General features: G+C 41.0%; 2 protein-coding genes. Both read left to right on the plus strand.

All coding sequences use genetic code 11. The features are described from left to right. Window positions 1-177 precede the first annotated feature (177 nt). Entirely contained in the window at window positions 178-414 is a 237-nt protein-coding gene (locus KH180_RS16705; RefSeq protein WP_002567225.1) for a putative signal transducing protein, read from the plus strand. 114 nt (window positions 415-528) lie between these two features. After that, window positions 529-822 (plus strand): hypothetical protein, encoded by a 294-nt coding sequence (locus KH180_RS16710; protein WP_002567226.1) that lies wholly within the window; start codon window positions 529-531, stop codon window positions 820-822. Window positions 823-1,199 lie beyond the last annotated feature (377 nt).

The raw sequence follows: 1,199 nt of genomic DNA on the forward strand, positions 1-1,199 counted from the left end.
TATGTAGCTGTATCACAGGGCCTGTATACCTTGGCCGGAAAATATTATGATAAGATTCCTGTAGAGAAAGAATTTGGATTCCTGCGGATTAACCGGAAGTATGCGGAGGCATTGAAAACAGTAGCGGTATGATGATATAATCAGAGTATCAGGACAATTTGAAAAGGAGGGTATGTGATGGAACGTAAAGTGATAAAGATTTTTGGGGCCCAGGATAATATACAGGCAGAGATGATACTGGAGACATTGGGCAACAATCAGATACCGGCTTACAAGAAGGGTGTGGGTTCCAGCGATATCATGAATATATATGGAGGCAATTCCCTGTACGGAGAGGATATATATGTTGCGGAAGAGGATGCGCAGAAGGCAATGGAAGTATTGGAGGGGATGGGGCTGACGGAGGAACGCTGAACATGGTGACTGATACTATCCATCTATTGCCAGAAACATAGATTTGTGATAGAATCCTTATGGGATAAAATCACGATATGCACTGCAGCAGGCAGGGCGGAATGGAGAAAACGAATGAAAGCATTTGATTGCGTTAACAAGCAGGAAGTTGAAGTTACTAAGGAAGGTTTGATTGACTTCATGAAAAAGGACCGCCAGATTGATATGAAGTTTGCGGAGAAGAGAACAGACGATATGGGATATCTGACCTGGGATGCCGAGAACTGGACATGCGTGGACGGACAGAACAAGTTCATGCGTTGTTATTCGCTGGAGGGCCGTGTGCTGAGGGATTCCACCAGCCATAATATTTATGATATGGAAAATGACTTTTTCCCGGAGCAGGCCATGGAGATTCAGATTAACTAAGTATCAAAAAAAGACAGTTCGGCTGTCTTTTTTTTATCTGTATTTTTAACCCCATTGCCCTGCCCTTCTTCAGACCGGGATGGGATTTCAACCTGAGATGGGATGTTTCTTTTGCTATTCCTGAAAAGAGGAGCAGCCAGCGGGCTGTTCCCGCTGGCTGAGTATTATGAAAAAAAGTTATTAGCATTGACCTTTTACAATGATTAGTATATTCAGAAAATGTGAGCAGTCTGTTGCAAAAGTATGAACGGTTTGTAATAAGTTTATGAATGAAATAAGAATGTACATATTGCACAAAAACAGGACGGGATTATTGAATAAAAAAGCCAATAGACTAAAAATGTTTTAGGGTATATAATTAATTTTGTATTAAATAT

This window comes from Anaerostipes sp., from assembly GCF_018381315.1.
GTDB lineage: Bacteria > Bacillota > Clostridia > Lachnospirales > Lachnospiraceae > Anaerostipes.

What these genes read in the sequence shown, in the direction of transcription:
- KH180_RS16705 (WP_002567225.1), top strand. Translation starts at nt 178, where the DNA reads ATGGAACGTAAAGTGATAAAGATTTTTGGGGCCCAGGATAATATACAG.
- KH180_RS16710 (WP_002567226.1), top strand. Translation starts at nt 529, where the DNA reads ATGAAAGCATTTGATTGCGTTAACAAGCAGGAAGTTGAAGTTACTAAG.